This window comes from Aeromonas sp. DNRA1 (assembly GCF_963888745.1).
GTDB lineage: Bacteria > Pseudomonadota > Gammaproteobacteria > Enterobacterales > Aeromonadaceae > Aeromonas > Aeromonas hydrophila.
This window is the reverse complement of sequence record NZ_CAWPKQ010000009.1, coordinates 1-22,360: the sequence shown is the minus strand read 5'-3', so window position 1 is coordinate 22,360 and position 22,360 is coordinate 1. Positions and strand designations below refer to the sequence as shown.

The 22,360-nt window shown below is 63.6% G+C and carries 17 protein-coding genes and 1 tRNA gene; 11 read left to right on the top strand and 7 right to left on the bottom strand.

Features of this window, described 5'->3' with window-relative positions; translation table 11 throughout:
• Positions 1-15: 15 nt before the first annotated feature.
• From AACQ43_RS20620 to AACQ43_RS20605, 4 genes are all read left to right on the top strand, one after another.
• Entirely contained in the window at positions 16-1,266 is a 1,251-nt protein-coding gene (locus AACQ43_RS20620) for a methyl-accepting chemotaxis protein (RefSeq protein WP_042064136.1), read from the top strand.
• 77 nt (positions 1,267-1,343) lie between these two features.
• On the top strand, positions 1,344-1,784 hold the full coding sequence (locus AACQ43_RS20615) for a GNAT family N-acetyltransferase (RefSeq protein WP_146061317.1): 441 nt from the start codon (positions 1,344-1,346) through the stop codon (positions 1,782-1,784).
• Between the two features lie 130 nt (positions 1,785-1,914).
• Positions 1,915-4,788, top strand: coding sequence for a bifunctional [glutamate--ammonia ligase]-adenylyl-L-tyrosine phosphorylase/[glutamate--ammonia-ligase] adenylyltransferase (glnE, locus tag AACQ43_RS20610; protein WP_168968577.1), 2,874 nt, complete (start codon positions 1,915-1,917; stop codon positions 4,786-4,788).
• Between the two features lie 245 nt (positions 4,789-5,033).
• Positions 5,034-6,125 (top strand): type I restriction endonuclease, encoded by a 1,092-nt coding sequence (locus tag AACQ43_RS20605; protein ID WP_168968576.1) that lies wholly within the window; start codon positions 5,034-5,036, stop codon positions 6,123-6,125.
• A 62-nt stretch (positions 6,126-6,187) separates the two neighbouring features.
• On the opposite strand, the gene AACQ43_RS20600 is transcribed toward AACQ43_RS20605, so the two are convergent.
• The 3 genes from AACQ43_RS20600 to AACQ43_RS20590 form a co-directional block, all read right to left on the bottom strand.
• Positions 6,188-6,724 carry a GNAT family N-acetyltransferase gene (locus tag AACQ43_RS20600; RefSeq protein ID WP_168968575.1) on the bottom strand — a complete coding sequence of 179 codons (537 nt, stop codon included), beginning with the start codon at positions 6,722-6,724 and terminating at the stop codon, positions 6,188-6,190.
• Between the two features lie 171 nt (positions 6,725-6,895).
• The gene (locus AACQ43_RS20595; RefSeq protein WP_168968574.1) at positions 6,896-9,052 is read right to left on the bottom strand and encodes an AsmA family protein; all 2,157 of its coding nucleotides are present in this window, start codon (positions 9,050-9,052) and stop codon (positions 6,896-6,898) included.
• A gap of 189 nt (positions 9,053-9,241) precedes the next feature.
• Entirely contained in the window at positions 9,242-11,389 is a 2,148-nt protein-coding gene (locus AACQ43_RS20590; RefSeq protein WP_168968573.1) for a prolyl oligopeptidase family serine peptidase, read from the bottom strand.
• Between the two features lie 235 nt (positions 11,390-11,624).
• Between AACQ43_RS20590 and AACQ43_RS20585 the strand changes: the two genes are divergently transcribed.
• The 5 genes from AACQ43_RS20585 (at position 11,625) to AACQ43_RS20565 (ending at position 15,841) form a co-directional block, all read left to right on the top strand.
• On the top strand, positions 11,625-12,836 hold the full coding sequence (locus tag AACQ43_RS20585) for a threonine synthase (RefSeq protein ID WP_168968572.1): 1,212 nt from the start codon (positions 11,625-11,627) through the stop codon (positions 12,834-12,836).
• Entirely contained in the window at positions 12,833-13,498 is a 666-nt protein-coding gene (locus tag AACQ43_RS20580) for an amino acid ABC transporter permease (RefSeq protein ID WP_168968571.1), read from the top strand. The genes AACQ43_RS20585 and AACQ43_RS20580 overlap by 4 nt, the downstream gene beginning before the upstream one ends.
• 89 nt (positions 13,499-13,587) lie before the next feature.
• Positions 13,588-14,250, top strand: a complete 663-nt coding sequence (locus tag AACQ43_RS20575; protein ID WP_168968570.1) for an amino acid ABC transporter permease — start codon at positions 13,588-13,590, stop codon at positions 14,248-14,250.
• Entirely contained in the window at positions 14,247-15,008 is a 762-nt protein-coding gene (locus AACQ43_RS20570; RefSeq protein ID WP_168968569.1) for an amino acid ABC transporter ATP-binding protein, read from the top strand. The genes AACQ43_RS20575 and AACQ43_RS20570 overlap by 4 nt, the downstream gene beginning before the upstream one ends.
• On the top strand, positions 15,005-15,841 hold the full coding sequence (locus AACQ43_RS20565; RefSeq protein WP_168968568.1) for a transporter substrate-binding domain-containing protein: 837 nt from the start codon (positions 15,005-15,007) through the stop codon (positions 15,839-15,841). Before AACQ43_RS20570 ends, AACQ43_RS20565 begins: the two co-directional genes overlap by 4 nt.
• Before the next feature lie 304 nt (positions 15,842-16,145).
• Here the strand turns inward: AACQ43_RS20565 and AACQ43_RS20560 are convergent, their stop codons facing one another.
• Both AACQ43_RS20560 and AACQ43_RS20555 read right to left on the bottom strand, forming a co-directional pair.
• Positions 16,146-18,092, bottom strand: coding sequence for a MacB family efflux pump subunit (locus AACQ43_RS20560; protein ID WP_168968567.1), 1,947 nt, complete (start codon positions 18,090-18,092; stop codon positions 16,146-16,148).
• A 2-nt stretch (positions 18,093-18,094) separates the two neighbouring features.
• Positions 18,095-19,255, bottom strand: a complete 1,161-nt coding sequence (locus AACQ43_RS20555) for an efflux RND transporter periplasmic adaptor subunit (RefSeq protein WP_168968566.1) — start codon at positions 19,253-19,255, stop codon at positions 18,095-18,097.
• Between the two features lie 161 nt (positions 19,256-19,416).
• Here AACQ43_RS20555 and AACQ43_RS20550 point away from each other — a divergent pair, with 161 nt between their 5' ends.
• Both AACQ43_RS20550 and AACQ43_RS20545 read left to right on the top strand, forming a co-directional pair.
• A complete protein-coding gene (locus AACQ43_RS20550) occupies positions 19,417-20,097 on the top strand; it encodes a response regulator transcription factor (RefSeq protein ID WP_045529234.1) in 681 nt (226 codons plus the stop codon).
• Positions 20,094-21,377 (top strand): HAMP domain-containing sensor histidine kinase, encoded by a 1,284-nt coding sequence (locus AACQ43_RS20545; protein ID WP_168968565.1) that lies wholly within the window; start codon positions 20,094-20,096, stop codon positions 21,375-21,377. Before AACQ43_RS20550 ends, AACQ43_RS20545 begins: the two co-directional genes overlap by 4 nt.
• Positions 21,378-21,406: 29 nt before the next feature.
• Here the strand turns inward: AACQ43_RS20545 and AACQ43_RS20540 are convergent, their stop codons facing one another.
• On the bottom strand, positions 21,407-21,907 hold the full coding sequence (locus AACQ43_RS20540) for an NUDIX hydrolase (protein WP_168968564.1): 501 nt from the start codon (positions 21,905-21,907) through the stop codon (positions 21,407-21,409).
• A gap of 357 nt (positions 21,908-22,264) precedes the next feature.
• Positions 22,265-22,341, bottom strand: a tRNA-Asp gene (locus AACQ43_RS20535).
• Between the last annotated feature and the right edge of the window lie 19 nt (positions 22,342-22,360).

Here is a 22,360-nt window from a genome sequence, read left to right as displayed (position 1 = left end):
AAAAGGAGAAATATTATGCAGTTAAACCCGCTGGAGAGGCGAATGAGCAATATCCGGCTGGTACCCAAAGTGGTACTGCTCATGGTGTTCAGTACTGTGCTGCTGCTGGTCAAGCTCTGGTTCGACGCCAGCAATCTGGAAACCACCCTGCTCAACGAAGGCATCGCGCCCGACAAGGCGGACACTATCGCCAACAGCCTGCTCTGGACCGGGTTGATGGAGACCGCCATCATGGGGCTGCTGTTCGTGGTGCTGCTGCTGACCGGCTCGCGCCTGATGGTCAAGCAGGTGCACTATCTGGTGGGCCTGCTGGAGCGCTTCGCCCGCAAGGATCTAAGCCACCGGGTGCTGCTCAAGTCCCGTGACGAGTTCGGTGACATCGCCAAGGCGGTGGCCCACTCCCAGGAGAACCTCAAAGAGGTGTTCGGCACCCAGCGCGTCGCCTGCAAGGAGCTCAACGACATCGCCTCCCAGGTCACCCTTTGCATGGAAGAGGCCAACGAGGCCATCAGCGAGGAGTTCACCCAGATTGAGCAGCTGGCCAGCGCCATGAGCCAGATGGTGGGTGCCATTCGCGAGGTGGCCGCCCATGCGGAACAGGCCTCCCACGCCACCGCCGAGACCAGCCTGCTGGCCGAGGAGGGCAGCCGCTGCGTGGCCGCCACCGTCAACACCATAGATACCCTCTCCGGCAACATTCAGCGCTCCTCCACAGTGGTCAATCAGGTGGAACAGGGGGTCGAGCAGATCGGCTCCGTCGTGGATACCATTCGCGGCATCTCGGAGCAGACCAACCTGCTGGCGCTCAACGCCGCCATCGAAGCCGCCCGCGCCGGTGAGGCCGGCCGTGGCTTCGCGGTGGTCGCCTCCGAGGTGCGCGAACTGGCCAACCGGGCCCAGGCCGCCACCGTCGAGATCCAGAAGATGATCGAGCAGCTGCAGGGCAACGCCCGCCAGGCCGCCGAACTGATGGCCCAGAGCGTGCAGCAGGCCGACAAGGGGGTGGAGCAGGTGACCCAGGCCGGCGACCAGCTCGCCACCATAGTGCAGCGGGTACAGGGGGTGGCCGACATGAACCGCCAGATCGCCGCCGCCTCCGAACAGCAGAGCTCGGTGGCCGAGGAGATGAGCGGCAACCTGGAGCAGGTCAAGCAGGTGGTGGAGGGCTCCGTGGTCGTCCTGCGCGAGCTGCAGGAGGCCTCCGAACTGGTGGAGCGCCACAGCCAGACCCTGGATACTCATATCCAGGCCTTCAAGCTGGCCTGACTTTCACGCAGCAATCTGGTTAGACTGGAAGGCCCCCACGAGGGGCCTTTCTTTTTTCATCGCGGCAAGGAGCCAGGATGCAGACCACAGAACTTGCGCTTGAAATCAGCGCCGACAAGGGACGGCTGGACGTGCCGCTCATTCACCGTTTTCTCTCTGAAGAGGCCTACTGGTGTCGCGGCATTCCCCTTGCCACCCTGCAGCGGGCCATCAACCATTCGCTCTGCTTTGGCGGCTATCTCGGCGGTCAGCAGGTCGCCTTCGCCCGGGTCATCACAGACAAGGCCACCTTCGGTTATCTGGCCGACGTATTTGTCCTGCCTGAGCATCGCGGCCAGGGCTACAGCAAGGCGCTGGTGGCGGCCATGCTCGACCATCCCGAGTTGCAGGGATTGCGTCGCCTTTCCCTCGCCACCTCCGACGCCCACGGCCTCTACGCCGGTTTCGGCTTCGTGCCGCCCGCCAGCCCCGGCAGTCTGATGGAGATCTACCACCCCGATATCTACCAGCGCACCTGAATGGCCGGCTGCCGATAATTCCCGCCGGATCATGCTTCTCGCCCCTGCGCTGTGACGCGGGGGCCTGACAGTGCTAGATTGGCAGCCAGCTTTTTATCCGGCAGTTTCGTTAATCACAAGGACGGCAACCGTGGCCCAGCACTCTCCCTCTTTCTCCGCCTTCTCCCCCCTGCTGCAGGAGCTGGCCCAGCGCAACTGGCAACGGCTGACTGAACTGGCCCCCGACTATGGCAACCAGCCCGAGCCGGTGCGCCAGACCCTGCTGACCCTGCTCGGCCTCTCCGATTTTGTCGCCGACTCTCTCTTCAAACAGCCGGAGTTACTGACCGAGCTGCTGGCCTCCGGGGATCTGGAGCGCTCCGAGCGCTGGCCCGCCTACCAACGCGATCTGGCCGCTCTGCTGGCCGAGGTGGACGATGAGGAGGCGCTCAAGCGCATCCTGCGCCAGTTCCGCCGCAGCCGCATGCTGGTAATCGCCTGGCGCGAACTACTGGGTCATGCCGAAGTGGAAGAGAGCTTTATCCACCTCACCAAGCTGGCGGATGTGCTCATCTGCGCCGCCCGCGACTGGCTCTACGCCAAACAGAGCAACGAGCTGGGCACCCCGATGGATGGCGACGGCAACCCGCAGCCGCTGCTGATCCTCGGCATGGGCAAGCTGGGGGGCGGTGAGCTGAACTTTTCCTCGGACATCGACCTTATCTTCACCTTCCCCGAGAACGGCTACACGGTCGGCGGGCGGCGCGAGCTCGCCAACCAGCAGTTCTTTATCAAGCTCGGTCAGCGCATCATCAACGCCCTCCACCAGCCCACGCAGGATGGTCAGGTGTTCCGGGTCGATATGCGGCTGCGCCCCTTTGGCGACGCGGGGCCGCTCGCCATCTCGTTTGCCGCCATGGAGGATTACTACCAGCACCACGGCCGCAACTGGGAGCGCTATGCCATGGTCAAGGCGCGGGTGCTGGGGCCCCAGTGCGAACACGCGGTGGAGCTGGCCGAGATGCTGCGCCCCTTCGTGTTTCGCCGCTATATCGACTTCGGCGTCATCGACGGTTTGCGCCAGATGAAGGCGATGATCGCCGCCGAGGTGCGCCGCAAGGGGCTGGAGGGCAACATCAAGCTGGGGGCTGGCGGCATTCGCGAGGTGGAGTTTATCGCCCAGGCGTTGCAGCTTATTCGCGGCGGGCGTGAACCTGCCCTGCGGGTGCGCCACCTGCCCGAAGCGCTGGCCGCCATCGCCCAGTGCGGCGCCCTCGAATCTGCCCATTGCGAACGCCTGCTCACCGCCTATCGCTTCCTGCGCCGGGTGGAAAACATCTTGCAGGAGATCGGTGATCAGCAGACCCAGACCCTGCCCACCGAGGAGCGGGATCGCCAGCGGCTGATCGCGGCTCTGGGTTTTGCTGACTGGGGCGCCTTTATGGCTCATCTCGATGAGGAGATGGCGGCCGTCCATCAGGAGTTCGCCGCCGTGGTGGGGGAAGAGAAGGAGGCCCCCGCCCACCTGGAACAGCTCTGGCTCGATCTGTGGCGCACCGAGCTCGACGCCGCCGAGCTGGAGCAACTGCTGAGCGCGCAGGGGGTGGCCGAGCCCGCCTCGCTCTGCGCCGCCCTGCTGCGCTTCAAGGAAGAATACAAACGCCGTCAGGTGGGCCCGCAGGGGCGCATCGCGCTGGACTGGCTGATGCCGGAACTGCTGCGACTGGTGGTCGCCAGCGAGCAACCTGCCCGCCTGTTCGAGCGGGTGTGCGAGCTGCTGACCCGCATCTTCACCCGCAGCGCCTATCTGCAACTGCTGGCGGAGAACCCGGGCGCCCTGCGCCAGCTGGTGCGGCTGTGCGACGCCAGCCATCTGGTGAGCGAACAGCTGGCCCGCTACCCGATTTTGCTGGACGAGCTGCTCGATCCCCAGCACCTCTATCACCCCACCCCGCTCGATCAGTACAAGCCCCAGCTGCGCCAGTTCCTGCTGCGCATCCCCGAAGAGGACGTGGAGCAGCAGATGGAGGCGCTGCGCCAGTTCAAACAGGTGCAGCTGCTGCGCATCGTGGCGGCCGACATCGCAGGCGCCCTGCCGCTGATGAAGGTGAGCGACCACCTCACCTGGCTGGCGGAGGCGATCACCGAAGAGGTGGTCAATCAGGCCTGGGCCCAGATGAGCGAACGCTACGGGGTGCCACCCGAGGTGGCGGTGAGCGGCCAGCGCGGCTTTGCGGTGGTGGCCTACGGCAAACTGGGCGGCATCGAGCTCGGCTACGGCTCGGATCTCGACCTGGTGTTCCTGCACGGCGGCGACCCCAACAGCTACACCGACGGGCGCAAACCCATCGACAGCCGCCAGTTCTACCTGCGCCTGGCCCAGCGGATCCTGCACCTGTTCAGTACCCGCACCCCGTCCGGCATCCTCTACGAGATCGACATGCGGCTGCGCCCCTCCGGCGACTCCGGCCTGCTGGTCTCGTCGCTGTCGGCCTACGAGCTGTATCAGCAAAACGAGGCCTGGACCTGGGAACATCAGGCGCTGGTGCGGGCCCGCCCCATCTATGGCGATGGGGCGGTGATCGCCGAGTTTGCCCGCATCCGCCGCGCCGTGCTGGCCAAGGAGCGCGAGCTGCCGACTCTGGCCCGCGAGGTGCGCGAGATGCGCCACAAGATGCGGGATCACCTGCTCAAAGCCGGTGCCGGCGAGTTCGATCTCAAGCAGTCCCCCGGTGGCATGGTGGACATCGAGTTCATCGCCCAGTACCTGGTGCTGGCCCACGCCTGCGGCGAACCCGAAGCGCTCACCCGCTGGTCCGATAACGTGCGCATCTTCGATGAGTGCGTGCTGGCGGGAGTGCTCACCCTGGAGCAGGCGGAGGGGCTCAAGCACGCCTATCTGGAGATCCGCAACCTCGGTCATCGCCTCAACCTCTCCGAGGTCTCCCGCAAGGTAGGCGACGACAGGCTGCAGCCGGAGCGCGGCCATGTGCTGGCGGTCTGGCAACAGTTGCTGGGGGAGTAAACCGAAGGGGCGCCAAGGCGCCCCTTCTCATTGCTCGGGCCAACAATGGACAAATATTCTCCATATAAAACTCAATAGCGGTGAGCTAGATCCTGTTTCAAGAATACAAGCCTTGGAATCGTATGGCACTTTGCTGAATATAAGCAGAGGTTATGGGTATCTATCCCCCATTATTCTGACCAGGGATGATGGTGAGGAATATAGCGTTAAAAAGTAGAACTTTGCCGCCATACAGAGAGGAAGAAATGGATTTTTCAGAACAGCTACAGAGTCTATCCAAGAAAATTGCTCAACAGTCATCGATGATCACGACTGAAGAAGCGACCAAAAATGCCTTTGTCATGCCGTTTCTCAACCGTGTTCTCGGTTACGATGTCTTTGACCCCACCGAGGTAATCCCTGAGTTCACCGCAGACACCGGTATCAAAAAGGGAGAAAAGGTTGACTATGCCATCCTCAAGGATGGCCAAGTTCAAATTTTGGTTGAATGTAAAAAATACAGTGAAAAACTGTCTGCAAAGCACTCCGGTCAACTCTTCCGTTATTTCTCGGTAACTAATGCCAGAATTGGCATTCTCACTAATGGCGCTCAATATGAGTTTTATACCGACTTGGATGCGCCGAATAAAATGGATGAGAAACCGTTTCTGACACTTGATCTTGAGGACATAGATGAGCATGTAGTTCCTGAAGTATTAAAACTGACTAAAACAGCTTTCGATGTTGAGTCAGTTGTTGATGCTGCTGGAGAACTTAAATATCTTAGCCAGATAAAGAAACTACTTGCTGAGCAGTTCGCCTCTCCAGAGGAAGATTTTGTCAAATTTTTTGCGTCTCGAATTTATGATGGTGTACTGACTGCTAGGGTAAAACAGTCGTTCACGGATATCACCAAGAAAGCACTGAACCAGTTCCTCAACGACAGCATCAATGCCAGATTGAAATCTGCAATAGGTAATAGCGTCAGCACCTCGTCTGTCTCATCAGCCTCAGAAAGTGATATACCGAGTGACAACAGTGAAAATGATAACAACAAAGAAAAATCTAGAGTAGATACAACTATTGAAGAAATGGAAGCGTTCAATGTTGTAAAAGCTATTCTCAGACAACAATTTGATGTTGCCAGAATTGCGCCGAGAGATACTCAAAGTTATTTTGGAATCCTGCTTGATGATAATAACCGAAAACCACTTTGCAGATTACATTTTAACTCTCGCCAAAAATATATAGGGCTGTTTGACGCTGAAAAGAAAGAAACTCGACATCCGATTGGCTCAATAGATGAAATCTTCACTTTTGCAGATCAATTACTTCATACAACTGCTGTCTACGAATAATCCTGCTATTAGGGGGAGATTTCTCCCCCTTTAATTCACAATATAAATATCAGTCACCTTATTTACATCAGGCCGTGATCCATCACAGTCTCCACCAGCACCTTGTTGAAGCGCTTATAGTCCTGCTCATCAAGCGGGGCCGGATAGCTCAGCACCCGCAGCGCATGTCCTTCACAATCTGGCTGATAGGGCGGGTGCACGTGGTCATGCTCGTTCAGGCAAAAACCCAGCGACTGATAGAAGCGCAGCCGGCGAATGGCGATCTCGTCCTCTGGCGGATCTATCTCCAGGATGACCGGGCATCCCGCCGTCTCACAGAAGGCGGCAAGCAGGCTTGAGCCGTGGTTCTGGCCGCGCAGGGCCGGGTTGATGGCCAGGTGTTCGATGTAGATCTGCTCGCCGCAGTCCCACCAGAAGATAAAGCCGAGCAGCTGCTCGCCCTGATAAAAGAGCTGACAGTGAAAGCGCGAGTCTCCCATCTTGAGCTGTTGATGCTGCGGCTGGCGCTGTTCGTAACGGGGAAAGCTGCTGCCATAGATCTGCCAGACCAGCGGCCAGTCCGGATGGGATATCTCTCTTACGGTTTCACTTCGACTCATTCATCTACTCCTTGGTAAAACCACAGTGATACCATCTTTTTCAGACCTAAACACCCCTGTTTTTCACTACCAGTACAGGCAACATCGCGTGTCGACACTTTGCCAGGCAGCGACCCACCATGCACAGAGCCCGCACGGGGCGGGCTCTTGATGACAACAACGGGAGGTTGGCTATTTGAACAAGCCCTTGAGTAGCTGGTCCGCCACCTCCTTCACCCCTTCGTTGTCGGCCTTGTCACCCAGCAGCTTCTTGAGACCGCGCTCGGCCTCCTTGCGGGCCTTCTCCTCCAGCAGCTTGTTGTTGCTGAGCAAGGCCTTCACGTCAAGCTTGTAGCTCGGCGCCTGCCAGTGGCCACCGATGCGCACCGGTATGGTGATGTCCTTGAGCTCGTCCACCGTCTTGCCCCCCTGCCCCTTGCTGCTCTCCACCACGGAGGTGAGGAACAGGAAGTCGAGGGTCTCCGGCACCAGGGCGGTCTGGCCCTGCCCCTTCACCCGCAGGGCGGGGGCAAACAGCTGGATATCGTCGCTCCTGGCAACCCCGTCGGCAATCTGGAAGCTGGCGGTGAGGGCGCTGAAGTCGGTCTTGCGCACCTCCTTCACCTGATCCGCTCCCTTGCCGGTCAAGGTGGCCCGCGCCTCGCGGATCATCTGCGCCAGGTTAATGCCGTGTAGGGCACCGTCGCTCAGCCTGAGGTTCACCTTGCCCTGCATCCGACTGCGCAGCGCCTGCTCGGAGAGTCCTGAGCCCTGCGCCTCGACCTCCAGATCCCCCTTGCCTTCCAGCAGGTCGGTCTGAGCCAGGGTCTGCAGCAGCGGCCGCACATCGACCCCCTGCACCCGCTTGTGCACCTGATAGCGGGCCGGCTGCTGACGGGCATCGAGCACGCCGCTGGCGGTCACCTGGCCGCCGGCCACCCCGGCACTGAACTGCTTGAGGGTGAGCTGGCCACCGGCCAGGGCAAGCTGCAGATCGACGGCGCTCAGATCCAGCCCCTTGAGGCGCAGGCTGCCCAGTTGCAGTCGGCCAGCCAGGTCCACCGACTTGAGGGCGGTAAGATCCGGTTCGGCCGTGGAGAGCGCCTGGGCGGCGGGCGCAGCGGTCTGTGCCGGTGCTCCGGCCGGGGCTGCAGCGCCCGAGGTGGCGGCCACAGGTGCAGCCTTGGCCGGTTGACCGAGCCAGCCGTCGAGATCCAGCTTCTCCCCCTTGAGGTCAAACCCTACCCTAGGCACGGCGCCAAGCTGCACGCTGCCGTTGCCGCTCAGCAGAGCATCATCCACCCCCATCACCAGGTTGCTGAGGGTGACGGCCTGCTTGTCCAGCTCGGCGCGGGCAAAGCCCGCCAGCTTCACCTGCATCTGCGGACGTGGCAGGGCATCGCCGCTGAGCTTGGCGGCCAGCACGGCATCCGATATCTCCAGCAGTTGCCGGTTCTCATCGAGGCGCGCCTTGAGGGTTCCTTCGAGGGTTCCGGCCAGGGTCGGCTTGTCCGCCGCCCCCTGGGCCCCCTGCAGACTGAGGATGAGGCTGCTCCACTGCCCCAGTGCCAGCCGATCGGCCTTGAGGGAGAAGGCATCCAGCCGCTGGGTCGGTTCGCTCAGGCTCCCCGCCAGTGCGACATCTTTCAGCTCGCTGCGGCTAGCATCGGACGCCAGCTTGAGCTGGGCCGACCCTTTGAGATCAAACGCTAGCTCACCCTGGGCCCCCTTGGCGGCCAGGGTCACCGGTACCCACTGATCCACCGCCAGCTGGCCCAGGTTCAGGTCCAGCTGTTCGAGACGGGAGACGGTGCCGTTGCGATCGTCCTGCAGCAGGGCGCTGGCCTGTTGCAGCTCCACTCCTTGCAGGCTGATCTGCCAGGGCTGTTTGTCACTGGCGGGCGGGGGCGTCGTTGCGGCAGGCTCGGAGGCCGCCTCCCCCTTGGGCTCAGCGGAGGCCTTGAGCAGATCGCTCAGGTTGGAGCTGCCGTCAGCCTTGGTCTGGATAAACAGATGGGCGCCACTCAGGGTCACCTTGCCGATCTCAAGCCGGTGGGAGAGCAGCGGCAGCAGGCCCACCGAGGCCTCCCCGCGCGTGAAGCGCACCAGATCGGGCTCGGCAAAGCCGGCGGGGTTGCGCAGCGCCACCTGCTCGAGGGAGAGGCCCAGGCTTGGCCAGAAACGCCAGCCGATATCCCCTTGTATCACCAGCTCGCGGCCGGTGCTCTTGCGCACTTGTTCCACCAGCTGGGGCTTGAACTGGTTGGGATCGATGAGGGACACCAGGGCGGCGATGGCCACCACGGCCGCCAGCGCCAACCCCAGCAGGATGTAGATGATCTTCTTCACGATGGACTCCTTGAATGCGGATCTTGTGGCTGACTATACCACCGGGGGGATGACAGATGGGGCCCGTCTGCCAAAACGGACCAGCGGCGAGACAGGGATGGTCGCAGGCCCACGTTCAAACACGCGGCAATGAAAAGGGCCCCGCAGGGCCCAGATGATAGTGGATGGCTGACGCCCGCCTCGCCCGGATCAAGGCTGACGCGGCAACTGCTGATAGCCCATCTCGTACAGGGTGAAGGCATAGATGTCCGCACTCTGCTCGATAAGCTTGGCCACCGGCGTGCCCGCCCCGTGCCCTGCATTGGTCTCGATACGGATGAGCTGGGGATGGGGGCCGGCATTGTCGGCCTGCAGGGTGGCAGCAAACTTGAAGGAGTGGGCCGGCACCACCCGATCGTCGTGATCCGCCGTGGTCACCAGGGTCGAGGGGTAGCTGACCCCGGCCCGGACGTTGTGCAGCGGCGAGTAGCCCTTCAGGTAGTCGAACATCGCCTCGCTGTCGGCGCTGGTGCCGTAGTCATAGGCCCAGCCTGCCCCGGCGGTGAAGGTGTGGTAGCGCAGCATGTCGAGCACCCCCACCGCCGGCAGGGCGACCCGCATCAGATCCGGCCGCTGGGTCATTACCGCCCCCACCAGCAGACCGCCGTTGGAGCCACCTCGGATCGCCAGCCGATCGGTGCGGGTGTAGCCCTCGGCCTTGAGGTACTCGGCCGCAGCGATGAAGTCGTCGAACACGTTCTGCTTGTTCATCCTGGTGCCCGCCAGGTGCCAGGCCTGGCCGTACTCGCCGCCCCCGCGCAGGTTGGCCACCGCATAGACGCCCCCCAGATCGAGCCAGTTGGCCACCGATACGCTGAAGCTTGGGGTCAGGCTCACGTCGAAACCGCCGTAGCCGTAGAGGATGGTCGGGTTGCTGCCATCAAGCTTGAGGCCCTTGCGGTAGCTGATGATGAGCGGCACCCGGGTGCCGTCCTTGCTCTGGTAGAAGCGCTGCTCGGAGACGTAATCCTCCGGTTTGAACGGCGCAGCCGAGGCGCGATAGAGGCTGATGGCACCGCTCTTTGGCTCGAATCGGTAGAGGGTCGGCGGCTGGGCATAGTTCTCGAAGCCGAAGTAGAGGGCGGGATCATCGTGCTTGCCGTTGAAGCCGCTGACGCTGCCAAGGCCGGGCAGCGCCACCTCGCGCACTCGCTTGCCTTCGTAGTCGAACTGCTCGACCCGGGCGGTGGCATCCACCATGTACTCGGCGAACAGATAGCCGCTGCCGCTGTGCACCGTCAGCACCTGCTGACGCTCGGGGATGAGATCCCGCCAGTGGGCCGGGCCCGGGTTGGCGGCATCCACCGTCACCAGCCGGCCGTTGGGGGCGTCCCGGTTGGTCAGCAGGTAAAGGGTGCTGCCCTGGTTGTCCACCAGGCTCACGTCCGCCTCCAGATCCCCCTGCACCGTCAGCAGCGGCGCGTTCTCCTGGCTCAGATCCTTCACATAGAGGCGGTTACCGGAGGTGGAGTTCGCCGCCGAGAGGAGCAGGAAGCGGTCATCTTCGGTGACGGTCGCCCCCACATAGCGGTGGTGCTGGGCCGGGATGGCGCCAAACACCAGCCGATCATCCTCCTGCGCCGTGCCGAGCCGGTGGAAATAGACCTTGTGCTGATCGGTCTTGGCCGACAGCTCGCTGCCGTCGGGCTTGTCGTAGCTCGAGTAGAAGAAGCCCTCGTTGCCGAGCCAGCTGATGCCGCTGAACTTCACGTCCTTGAGGGGCGCCTCCAGCGGCTGCTTGCTCTGTACGTCCATCAGGTGGATCTCGCGCCAGTCGCTGCCCGCCAGCGACAAGGAGTAGGCCAGGATGCGGCCATCACGGGAGAAGCTCAGCTGATCCAGCGCCGTGGTGCCGTCGGGGCTGAGGGTATTGGGATCGAGGAACACCTCCGCCGGCTTGCCCGCCAGCTGGCGCCACAGCACGTTCTGGTTCTGCAGGCCGTCGTTCTTGAAGAAGTAGTGGTAGCGCCCCTCGCGAAACGGCGCCCCCTCCTTGGCGTAGTTCCAGGAGGCGGCCAGCTTCTCCTTGATGGCGGCGCGATACGGGATCTGTGCCAGGTAGTCCCGGGTCACGGCGTTCTGGGCCTTGACCCAGGCCTCGGTCTCGGGGCTGCGGTCATCCTCCAGCCAGCGATAGGGGTCGGCCACGGCCTGGCCGAAGTAGTGATCCACCTGCTCACCCTGGCGGGTGACGGGGTAGTGAAGGCGCGCTTTCCCTGACATGGCATCCTCTTTGGTTGACTGGCCACTGCACGCACACAGCAGTGACAGGGCCAGCAGGCTGACAATGGCTCGCATCGATGCGGCTCCCTGCGATTTCGGGTGAAGCGGGCAGGTTAGCAAAGAGTGCCGGACGGCCCAACCCCCCAGCGGGTGACCACGCGACATGAGCGGGAAGCCGCCACAACCCTGACCAATCGGAGTCATATGAATTTTTTCGCTTAGGTTTGCCAGTTTATTTTGTTTGTTATCCGGCACTTGGGTCACAGGATGGAATAAGCGACTGACCATCTCGACTCACTCAGGATAAAGCATGCCGTACAGCTACCTATCACATCTGCGTTGCAGCAAGACCGGCGAGATTGTGGATGCCGATCAGCTCCAGCAGCTGAGCCCGGTCGGCGCCCCCTTGCTGGCCAGCTACGACCTCGAGGCCCTGAAGCAGGCCTGGCACCCGGCCGCCCTGCTGGGGCGCCCCGCCAGCCTGTGGCGCTACCACGAGCTGCTGCCGGTGCGCGACCCCGCCCATGTGGTCACCCTGGGGGAAGGCTTCACCCCGCTGTTGCCGCTGCCGCGCCTCGGCAAGCAGGTCGGCATTCCGGATCTCTGGATGAAGGATGAGAGCCTCACCCCCACCGGCTCCTTCAAGGCCCGTGGCGCCGCAGTTGGCGTCTCCCGCGCCCGCGAACTCGGCGTCACCCACTTCGCCATGCCCACCAACGGCAACGCCGGTGCGGCCTGGGCACTCTACGGCGCCCGCGCCGGCTTGCGCAGCACCATAGTCCAGCCCCAGGCGGCCCCCGCCATCACCCGGCTGGAGAGCGCCCTGGCCGGTGCCCGCCTCTATCTGGTGGACGGCCTCATCAGCGACGCCGGTCGCCAGGTGGCCGAAGCGGTGGCGCAGCAGGGACTGTTTGATGCCTCCACCCTTAAGGAGCCCTATCGCATCGAGGGCAAGAAGACCATGGGGTTTGAAATCGCCGAACAGCTCGGCTGGACCCTGCCGGACGTGATCCTCTACCCCACCGGCGGCGGGGTCGGCCTCATCGGCATCTACAAGGCGCTGCGGGAGTTGCAGGAGCTGGGCTGGGTGCAGGGGCCGCTGCCACGCCTGGTGGCGGTGCAGGCGAGCGGCTGCGCCCCCATCGTCCAGGCCTGGCAGCAGGGGGAGCGCGAGTCGCGCTTCTGGCCCGACTCCCAGACCCTGGCGTTCGGCATCAACGTGCCCAAGGCGCTGGGGGATTTTCTGGTGCTGGATGCCCTCTATCGTACCGAGGGCTGCGCCGTCGCGGTGGAAGATGGCGCCATCCAGCGCGAGCTGCGTCAGCTCGCCTCTCAGGAGGGCTGCTTCGTCTGCCCGGAAGGGGCGGCCGCCTTCGCCGCCGCCCGCCAGCTGCGGGAAGCGGGCTGGATCCAGGGGGGTGAGCGGGTGGTGGTGCTCAACACCGGCGCCGGCATCAAGTACCCGGACGCCATCACGGTCGTGCCCCAGCGGCTGCGCCGCGACGGGAGGATCCCGGCATGAGCTTCGACTGGTCTTTTGTCCTCACCACTCTGCCGGCGTTCGGCCAATCGGTCTGGGTCACCTTGCAGCTCGGCGCCATCGTGATCCTCACTTCGCTCGCCGTGGCGCTGCTCAATGTGACGCTGCAAAGCCTGCATCGGCCCTGGCTGAACGGGGTGATCCGCGCCTATGTGGAGCTGGCCCGCAACACGCCGCTCTTGATCCAGCTGTTCTTTCTCTACTTCGGGCTGCCGGCGCTCGGCCTGTCGCTGTCGGGCTTTGCCACGGCGGTGATCGCCATGACCTTCCTCGGTGGCGGCTACCTGACCGAGGCGCTGCGGGCGGGCATTCAGGCGGTTCCCCCCAGCCAGCTGGAGGCCGGGCGAGCCATCGGCCTCTCCCGCTGGCAACTGCTACGCCACGTGCAGCTGCCCCAGGCCTGGCTCGCCAGCCTGCCGGCGCTGTTTGCCAACTTCATCTTTCTGCTTAAAGAGACCACGGTGGCCTCGGCGGTGGCGGTGCCGGAGCTGCTCTACACCACCAAGAACTACATCGCCCTCTACTACAAGACCTACGAGATGCTGGCGGTGCTGACCTTGATGTGCGTGCTGATCTTTCTGCCGCTGTCGCTCGCCCTGCGCATCGTTGAAAGGAGGCTGCAACATGGTCAGTTCGGTCATTGAACAACTGATGCAGGCGAGGATCTCGATATGGGCACTTACCTTCCTGCTGCCACCGTTCGCCACCCATGCACCAGAAAGGAGGGCTCAATATGGTCAGTCCGGTCACTGAGCAGCTGACGCAGGCGCTGCCGCTGCTGGCGGTGGGCGCGGGTCAGACCCTCGCCATATCGCTGCTCGCCATCCTGTTCGCCACCCTGGGCGGGGTCGGTTATGGCGTGCTGGCGCAACAGGGAGGCCGGTTGGTGCGGGGGCTACTGCGGGTTTATCTGGAGCTGTTTCGGGTGGTGCCCGTGCTGGTCTGGCTCTACCTCTTCTTCTTCGGCTTGCCGATCTTCTTTGGCGTAGACATCCCGGCCTTCTGGTGCGCCGTGCTGGTGCTCGCCCTCTGGGGCGCCAGCGAGGTGGGGGAGGTGGTGCGCGGCGGTCTCAAGTCCCTCGCCCGCGGCCAGCAGGAGGCCGGCCTGGCGCTCGGGCTCTCCCGCTGGCAACTCTATCGTCACGTGCTGCTGCCCCAGGCGCTGCAACGACTCACCCCGCCCACCATCAACATCTACACCCGCATCATCAAGACCAGCTCGCTGGCGGTGCTGATCGGGGTGGTGGAGGTGATCAAGGTGGGCCAGCAGATCATCGAGCGCACCTATGCCTCCGTGCTCATCTACGGCCTGCTGTTCCTGTTCTTTTTTCTGGTCTGCTATCCACTCTCGCTCGCCTCGCGCCGGCTGGAGCAACAATGGGGTAATGCGGTATGACACCTCTGCTTGAGCTCAATGCTGTCAGCAAACAATTCGGCCAAAACCGGGTACTGGACGAGGTCAGCCTCACGGTAAACGCCGGGGAAGTGATCGTCATCCTGGGGCCGAGCGGCTGCGGCAAGAGCACCTTGCTGCGCACCCTCAACGGGCTCGAACCCATTCAGGGAGGCGATATTCGCTTCGATGGAGAGCGGCTGGATGCCAGCACCGACTGGCAGCGGCTGCGCCAGCGCATCGGCATGGTGTTCCAGAGCTATCACCTCTTCCCCAACCTGACGGTGCTGGAGAACGTGCTGCTCGGCCCCCTTCAAGTGCAAAAACGGGAGCGGCAGGAGGCCCTGCTGCAGGCGGAGCAGCTGCTGACCCGCATCGGCCTGTGGGAGCGGCGCCATGATTATCCGCGTCAGCTCTCCGGCGGCCAGCAGCAGCGCATCGCCATCGTGCGGGCGCTATGCATGAACCCCCAGGTGATGCTGTTTGACGAGGTGACCGCTGCGCTGGATCCCGAGATGGTGCAGGAGGTGCTGGAGGTGATCCGCGATCTCGCCGGCAGCGGCATGACCCTGCTCATCGTCACCCACGAGCTGGCCTTCGCCCAGGCGGTGGCCGATCGCATCGTCTTCATGGACGGCGGCCACATCCTGGAGCAGGCCGCGCCCCATCAATTTTTCGAGAACCCGCGCAGCCAGCGCGCACGCCAGTTCCTCGCCAAGTTTTCTTATACCAATGTCATCAAACGAAAGGAGTCAGCATGAAAAAAATCACCTCGGTTCTGTTCAGTGCCTTGTTGGGACTGGGTCTCGCCAGCGGCGCCGCCCATGCGGCGGACGGTTCTCTCGACAAGATCAAGGCCCGCGACAAGCTCATCGTCGGCGTCTTCACCGACAAGCCCCCCTTCGGCTATGTGGACGAGAAGGGCAACTACGTCGGCTTTGACACGGATCTGGGTCGCCGTTTCGCCAAGGACCTGCTGGGGGACGAGAACAAGGTCGAGTTCGTGGCGGTGGAGCCCGCCAGCCGCATCCCCTTCCTGCAGAGCGACAAGGTGGATCTGATCCTCGCCAACATGACGGTCACCCCGGAGCGGCGGCAGGTGGTGGACTTCACCAACCCGAACCTGCGAGTGGCGGTACAGGTGCTGGTGCCGGAAGGCAGCGACGCCAAGAAGCTCGACGATCTGGCCGGCAAGCGGCTTATCGTCACTACCGGCACCACGGCCGACATCTGGCTGACCCGCAACCACCCGGACTGGAAGGTGCTCAAGTTCGAGAAGAATACCGAATCCCTGCAGGCGCTGGCCCAGGGCCGTGGCGACGCCTATGCCCAGGACAACCTGGTGCTCTTCAGCTGGGCCAAGGAGAACCCGGGCTATCGGGTGCTGCCCGAGAAGCTGGGCTCGGAAGACCCCATCGCGCCGGCGGTGAAGAAGGGCAATATCGAGCTGCGTGACTGGGTCAACGACCGTCTCGCCAAGCTGGGGGAAGAGAAGTACCTGCTGAAACTCTACGACCAGTATGTGCGCGACAAACTGAGCGCCGATACCGATCCCAACGACGTGATAGTGGAAGGAGGCAAGTGGCAGGGCTGAGCCTGCCAGAAGTGCTGAGAGTGTGATGTGTGTGAAGTCTTGGTTCCGTTGGTCCGCAAACCGCAAGGTTTGACCTTTCAGGCGTCCCCCTCGGGTGGCGCCTTTTTTTCGCATGAGAAAAAGAACCGGGCCAGGGGCCCGGTTGAAAACCCGCGCAGAGCAGGCTGTGTCACGTCGATGACACGGTTCAGGCTGCCGGACTGGCACAGGGTGCCGTCCGGCCAACTCGCCAGGCCACCGAGGCGGGATGAGCCCTCGGCAACGCCGGCGAATGGGGAGGCGCTGCGGGCGCCGAAGAGAGTGCCTACTCCCGCTCCAGTGCGTGGATGGGGTCCATCCGCGCCGCCCGCCGCGCCGGGAAGAAGCCAAACAACACGCCGATGAGGCTCGAGCAGAAGAAGGCCATCAGCACGGCGTCCAGGGAGTAGCTCAGGGTGAACTGGCTGCTGAAGTGCTCGAACAAGACGCCGACCAGCAGGGAGAGCAGCACCCCGGCCGCCCCGCCCAGCAGGCAGACCAACACCGCCTCGATCAAGAACTGCTGCAGTATGTCGCCGGTTCTGGCACCCACCGCCATCCGCACGCCGATCTCGCGGGTGCGCTCGCTCACTGACACCAGCATGATGTTCATCACCCCGATGCCGCCCACCACCAGGGAGATGAGCGCAATCATGGCGATCAAGAGGGTCAGGGTGGCATTGGTGCTGGTGATCGCCTGGCGGATGCTGTCGGTGTTGAGCACGAAGAAATCCTGAGCGCCGTGCCGCTCACGCAGCAAACGGCTGATGCCATCCTCGGCGGCGGCCAGCGCCACCTCGTCCTGCACCCGCACGCTGATGCTGCGCAGGTGGCTCTGGCCCAGCATCCGCGTCATGGCCGTGGTGTGGGGGATCCAGACGTTGAGGTTCTCGTCGCTGCTAAAGCCGCTCTGGTTGCGGGCCACCACCCCGATCACCCGGCACGGCAGGCTACCCAGCAGGATCACCTGACCGAGCGGCGACTCCCCCTCACCGAACAGACGCGCCAGGCTGTTCTCGTCGATCACCACCTCCTGCGCCAGAGCGGTCACGCTGGTGGCATCGAACAGCATGCCCTGCAGCAATCGGTAGCCGCGCACCTGGAAGAACTGCTCCCCCACCCCGTTCACCGAACCCAGCACCGCCTGGCTGCCCCGGCGCAGGGTGACGCTGGTGGCCAGACTGGGGGTCACGCTGTGCACATAGCCGAGCCCGGCGAGGGCCTCGGCATCTTCTACCCTGAGGGTCTGGACCGCCTCGGCCCGCCGATCGCCGAAGCCGCTGCCGGGGAAGATCTCCAGGGTGCTGGTGCCCATGGCATTGATGTTGGCCAGCACCTGCTGCTGGGAGCCACGTCCCAGCGCTACCACCGACACCACGGCGGCGATGCCGATGATGATGCCGAGCATGGTGAGGAAGGTGCGCATCCGCTGGGCCCGCATGGCCAGCAGCGCCATCTTGAAGGCGACGCCGAGCCGCCCGGCCAGACCGCAGCGTCCCCCGATGTCGGCACGAGGAGTCGTTGGCGCAGGAGACTGCGATGCCGGCTCGCGACAACGGTCGGCCACCACCTCGCCATCTTTAAGCTCGATGATCCGCTCGGCCTGTTCGGCGATCGCCATGTCGTGGGTCACCAGCACCAGCGTGTGGCCCTGTCGATGCAGCGCGCCCAGGATGCCGAGCACCTCGGCTCCGCTCTGGCTGTCGAGGGCGCCGGTCGGTTCATCCGCCAGAATCACCTGACCGCCGTTGATGAGGGCACGGGCAATGCTGACCCGCTGCTGCTGGCCGCCGGAGAGCTGGCTCGGCTTGTAGTCGAGCCGGCTGCCGAGCCCGAGCCGCTGCAGCAGGCTCTCGGCCCGCGCCTTGCGCGCATCGCCAGCCAACCCGGCATAGAGGGCGGGCAGCGCCACGTTGTCGCGGGCACTGAGATCCCCCAGCAGGTGGTAGCGCTGAAAGATGAAACCGAAGTGCTCGCGGCGCAGGGTCGCCAGCGCATCGGCCGTCAGCCGGCCCGTCTCCCGCCCGGCTACCCGATAGCTACCCTCGCTCGGTTGATCCAGGCAGCCCAGAATATTGAGCAGGGTCGATTTGCCGGAGCCGGAGGCGCCGACGATGGCCACCATCTCGCCTCGCGCTATGGTCAGGTCGATGCCCTTGAGCACCTCGACGCGCCGCCCCCCGTCACCAAAATGGCGGCGGACCCCGCTCAGTTGCAGCAGTGGTTCCCTCATGGTCACATCCCCATCGGCGGGCCCATTCGCCCGCTCTGCTGGCGCTGGGCCGTCAGCTGACTCACCACCACGGCCTCCCCGGCGGCCAACCCCGCCAGGATCTGGGCATCCACCTTGTTGTTGAGGCCCACCTTCACCTGCCGCCATTGTGGGAGACCGGCCTCATCCACCACCTGCACCCGCCCCTCGCTCAGGGCGATGGCCGGGATCACCAGGGCGTTGCGCTCGGTCGCCAGCACTATGTGCACCTGGGCCGTCATGCCGATACGCAGGGCCCCTTCAGGGTTCTCCACCTCAAACAGACCGTGGTAGTAGACAGCCGTGCTGGTCGAACTGCTGCTGGTCGTGTCGTCGTTGATGGTGTCGGGGGCGGGCTCGATGGCGCGCAGACGGGCCCGGTAGCGCTGCTCGGGCGCCCCCAGCACGGTGAAATAACTGGGCAGGCCGGCCTTCACCTTGATCACGTCCGCCTCCGAGATCTGCGCCTCCACCGTCATGGTGTCGAGCCGCGCCACCTTGACCATGGTCGGAGTACTCTGCACCGCGTTGACCGTCTGCCCCTGCTCCACCGGGATCGCAACTATGGTGCCCGCCATGGGGGAGACGATGCGGGTGTAACCCAGATTCACTCTGGCGGTGTCGACCGCGATGCGGGCCTGCACCGCCTGCGCCGTCAGCGCCCGGATGTCGGCGCGGGTCGCCGTCAGGGTCGCCTCCGCACTGTCGTAGTCGGCCTGGCTGCCCAATCCCCGATCCAGCACCTTGCGCTGGCGCTCGAAGGCCAGCTGGTTGTTGCGCAGAGTTGCCCGGCGCGAGGCCAGCTGGGCCTGCACGTTGTCGAGGGCGGCTTCGGCATCCTTGAGGGCGTTCTGCTGGGTGAGATCGTCGATCTCGACCAGCAGATCGCCCTGCTTCACCTCATCCCCCAGCGCCACGTGCAGCGCCTTGATCTGTCCCGACACCTGCGCCCCCACGCTCACCAGCTTCTGGGCCTGCAGGGTGCCGTCGGCCAGCACGCTCTGCTCCAGATCCCGCCGCTCGACCGGAGTGGTGATATAAGAGGTGGTTGGTGCCGCAGTGGAAGGCAGCAGCAGCCAGCCGGCACCGACCAGCACCAGGGCGGGCAACAGCAGGCGAACAACGGGGAGACGGGCACGGGCCATCGCGGATATCCTTGGCTGAAACAGAGGGTGAAACAGACCCGGGCAATCTACTCCAATGTCCGGTTAAGCCTCTTGCAGGGCAGTGTAAGGATTGCGTAAAAGCAGCTGTCAGGCGGAGACGGACACGGGAAAATGGCGCCAACCCGAGACGGAGAAGAGCGATGAAGATCCTGCTGGTGGACGATGATCTGGAGCTTGGCACCATGCTGAGCGAATACCTGGCTGGCGAAGGCTTTGCCACCACCCACGTGCTGACCGGCAAGAGCGGCGTACAGCACGCCCTCTCCGGCAACTATGCCGCCGTGGTGCTCGACATCATGCTGCCCGATCTGAATGGCAGCGAGGTGCTGCGCCAGATCCGCCGCGACAGCCGGATCCCCGTCATCATGCTCACCGCCAAGGGAGACAACATCGATCGGGTGATCGGGCTGGAGATGGGGGCCGATGACTATGTGCCCAAGCCCTGCTACCCGCGGGAACTGGTGGCCAGGCTGAGGGCAGTGCTGCGCCGGGTCGAGCCTGCCCCCGCCCATCCGGGCAAGGAGCAGGGTCTGCGCCTTGGCGAGCTGGTGCTCTCCCCCGCCAGCCGTCAGTGTCACTGGCAGGCGCAGCCGCTGGAGTTGACCGCCACCGAGTTCAACCTGCTGGAACTGCTGCTGCGATCCCCAGAGCGGGTGGTCAGCAAGGATGAGCTCTCCCTGCACGGGCTTGGCCGCCCGCGCGAGCCCTATGATCGCAGCGTCGACGTGCACATCTGCAATATCCGCCAGAAGCTGCAAGCCCTGGCGGGCGAAGCCGTCGGCATCGAGACGGTGCGCAGCATAGGATACCGGCTGGCATGATCCTCAAGGGGCGCCTGTTCTGGAAGATCCTGTTCGGCTTCTGGTTCACCATCATCATGATGAGCCAGCTGCTGTGGGTAGCCTTCAGCCTCTATCGCCACGAAGGGCCGCCAGAGCTGCGGATGGCAAACCAGCTGGCCGAGCGTCAGCTGGCAGCCGCCGCCAGCCTGCTGCAGCGGCAGGGACCGGCTGCGGTTGAGGCCCTGCAGGCCAGCTGGCCGGCCCAGGAACGAAGGCTGCTGCGGCTTGAACTGGTCGCAGCAGAGCCATCCACAACACAGGGTGGCCGCATCCTGTTGGGAGCCGATGGCCGGCACTACCGGCTCGACTACGACAGTGCCGGCCTGCAGCAGTTGCTGACACCACCTCAGCCCCGCAGCAACTGGCTCAACATGCCACCACCCATGTGGTGGATCGGCGGGCTTGGCGGTCTCTTCTTCAGCGCTCTGCTCGCCTGGCACCTGACCCGCCCCATGAACCGCTTTCGGCAGGGATTCGAGCGCCTCGCCCAGGGGGATCTGGCAGTGCGCCTCTACCCCGCCATGCGGCGGCGCCACGACGAGATCAGCGATGCGGCCCGCGACTTCGATGCCATGGCCGAGCGGTTGCAACTGCTGGTGGAGAGCCGCGAGCAACTGCTGCACGACGTCTCCCACGAGCTGCGCTCCCCCCTTGCCAGGTTGCAGCTGGCCATCGGCCTGGCCCAGCAGGATCAGGCCAAGTTCGAGGGATCCCTCGAGCGGATCCAGCTCGAGACCCAGCGCATGGACAAGATGATCGGCGAGCTGCTGACCCTCACCCGCGCCGGCCATGGCGAGCGGGATGGCGAGGAGTATTACGATCTGCAGGGACTGGTCGATGCCGTGGTGAGCGATACCCGCTACGAGGCGCAGCACATGGGAGTCGAGATAAAAACCTGGGTGGATGAGGCCATGGAATACACGGTCTGTGGACAGGCGGAGCTGATCCGCCGGGCCCTCGACAACGTGCTACGCAATGCCTTGCGCTTCTCGCAAGCAGGACAGACCATTCGCCTGACCCTGATGCGGCAGGGCGACGAGTTCATCGTCGAGGTAGCGGATCAGGGGATGGGGGTGGATGAGAACAAGCTCTCCAGCATCTTCGATCCCTTCGTGCGGATCGGCTCCCCTACAGCAGGCAAGGGTTATGGACTGGGGCTCGCCATCACCCGCAAGGCAATCCAGGCCCAGGGCGGGCGGGTCGAGGCCAGAAACGGTGAAGAGGGCGGCCTGATCGTCACCCTCCACCTGCCGGGCTAGCTGCTCCGCCCTGTCATCACTGCTATCGGTTAGCCCCGCAGCCGCTGCAATTGACTGATGGCGGCGCCGGTAGAGCGGAAAGCAAACTCGGCAGGGGCAATGCCGGCCAGCTTGCGCCACTCGCAGGCGGCCACATCATCGGCCGCCACCACCAAAGGCTTGTGCGCCAACTCCAGCAGAAAGACGGTGTCGCAGGTGTGATAGGTCACATCGTCATAGGGATAGACGTTGGCATAAGAACCCAGATAGCGCGGCGTCTCCCCCGTCAGATCCAGCCCCAGTTCCTCCTTGAGCTCCCTCACCAAAGCTTCCTCCAGCGATTCGCCGGGATCGACGAAGCCGCCCGGCAGATCCAGCAAGCCCCGGCCGGGATCCCGGGCCCGCACCGCGACCAGCAGCTCGTCCTGCCAGCACAGCGCCACCATCACGGCCGACGCCACATTCTGGAAATAGTGAAAACCACAGCCACAGGCAAACTCTTTCTCGCTGCGCTGTTGCAGCGCTCCGGAACCACAACGCGGACAAAACATAGGGGGACTCCCATCTGACACCAAAGGCGCATTGTATGCCGAACCCCATCCCCGATGGAAAGCCTTGAGGTACAACGTCCATAGCATGATAAATCAGCAGGATATAAAAGAGGGAGAGGAGGCACTTCGGGGAAAGTAAAACGAAAAAAAGCCCAGTCGTTAGACTGGGCTTCTTGAGTAGTGGCGGAGCGGACGAGGAGACGGACAGAGTCCGGCTCAAGCACAAAGGACAACAGACAGGGACCGAGTTGCCAGTGGCAAGTCGCAGCCCTGTCTGTTGCCCTTTGTTTCCTTATTTCATTCACCAAAACCAGATAGCAAAAAGGCCTTCCCATTTGGGAAGGCCTTTCAAATTAGTGGCGGAGCGGACGGGACTCGAACCCGCGACCCCCGGCGTGACAGGCCGGTATTCTAACCGACTGAACTACCGCTCCGCTGTCTGGTTAGCTTTTT

Bases quoted from the DNA above. Each gene is read 5' to 3' on its own strand.
- AACQ43_RS20620 (WP_042064136.1), top strand. From the start codon at position 16: ATGCAGTTAAACCCGCTGGAGAGGCGAATGAGCAATATCCGGCTGGTA.
- AACQ43_RS20615 (WP_146061317.1), top strand. From the start codon at position 1,344: ATGCAGACCACAGAACTTGCGCTTGAAATCAGCGCCGACAAGGGACGG.
- AACQ43_RS20605 (WP_168968576.1), top strand. From the start codon at position 5,034: ATGGATTTTTCAGAACAGCTACAGAGTCTATCCAAGAAAATTGCTCAA.
- AACQ43_RS20600 (WP_168968575.1), bottom strand. From the start codon at position 6,724: ATGAGTCGAAGTGAAACCGTAAGAGAGATATCCCATCCGGACTGGCCG.
- AACQ43_RS20590 (WP_168968573.1), bottom strand. From the start codon at position 11,389: ATGCGAGCCATTGTCAGCCTGCTGGCCCTGTCACTGCTGTGTGCGTGC.
- AACQ43_RS20585 (WP_168968572.1), top strand. From the start codon at position 11,625: ATGCCGTACAGCTACCTATCACATCTGCGTTGCAGCAAGACCGGCGAG.
- AACQ43_RS20580 (WP_168968571.1), top strand. From the start codon at position 12,833: ATGAGCTTCGACTGGTCTTTTGTCCTCACCACTCTGCCGGCGTTCGGC.
- AACQ43_RS20575 (WP_168968570.1), top strand. From the start codon at position 13,588: ATGGTCAGTCCGGTCACTGAGCAGCTGACGCAGGCGCTGCCGCTGCTG.
- AACQ43_RS20570 (WP_168968569.1), top strand. From the start codon at position 14,247: ATGACACCTCTGCTTGAGCTCAATGCTGTCAGCAAACAATTCGGCCAA.
- AACQ43_RS20565 (WP_168968568.1), top strand. From the start codon at position 15,005: ATGAAAAAAATCACCTCGGTTCTGTTCAGTGCCTTGTTGGGACTGGGT.
- AACQ43_RS20560 (WP_168968567.1), bottom strand. From the start codon at position 18,092: ATGAGGGAACCACTGCTGCAACTGAGCGGGGTCCGCCGCCATTTTGGT.
- AACQ43_RS20555 (WP_168968566.1), bottom strand. From the start codon at position 19,255: ATGGCCCGTGCCCGTCTCCCCGTTGTTCGCCTGCTGTTGCCCGCCCTG.
- AACQ43_RS20550 (WP_045529234.1), top strand. From the start codon at position 19,417: ATGAAGATCCTGCTGGTGGACGATGATCTGGAGCTTGGCACCATGCTG.
- AACQ43_RS20545 (WP_168968565.1), top strand. From the start codon at position 20,094: ATGATCCTCAAGGGGCGCCTGTTCTGGAAGATCCTGTTCGGCTTCTGG.
- AACQ43_RS20540 (WP_168968564.1), bottom strand. From the start codon at position 21,907: ATGTTTTGTCCGCGTTGTGGTTCCGGAGCGCTGCAACAGCGCAGCGAG.